This window comes from Klebsiella sp. K47 (assembly GCF_051858335.1).
Lineage (GTDB): Bacteria > Pseudomonadota > Gammaproteobacteria > Enterobacterales > Enterobacteriaceae > Klebsiella > Klebsiella pneumoniae.
The window spans coordinates 1-225 of sequence record NZ_JBPYUI010000404.1 but is presented as its reverse complement, the minus strand read 5'-3'; the positions used below and the strand labels follow the sequence as shown (position 1 = coordinate 225).

Genomic DNA, 225 nt, shown 5'->3' with positions numbered 1-225 from the left:
ATGGGCGGCGATGCCGCCCATTAAGTGAGAAGAAGAATGAAACCAGCAAAAATTCGTTTATTGGAGCCTCAATTTTTGGGGTACACGGGCATTCTCTGCGGTATCCAGTTTGTCGACGGCATCTCGGTTGCCGAACTGCCATTCATCGATCAGCAGCGGATTTGTGCCTCCATGCGTGCCACTACCGTTGAAGGCAAAAATGTATCTCCTTCTGCCGCGTACAGC

At 51.1% G+C, this 225-nt stretch carries 1 pseudogene; it reads left to right on the top strand.

Annotated features, from left to right (window positions below):
- Nucleotides 1–36: 36 nt before the first annotated feature.
- Nucleotides 37–225: pseudogene (locus RRF55_RS28565) on the top strand (hypothetical protein); the annotation flags it as partial.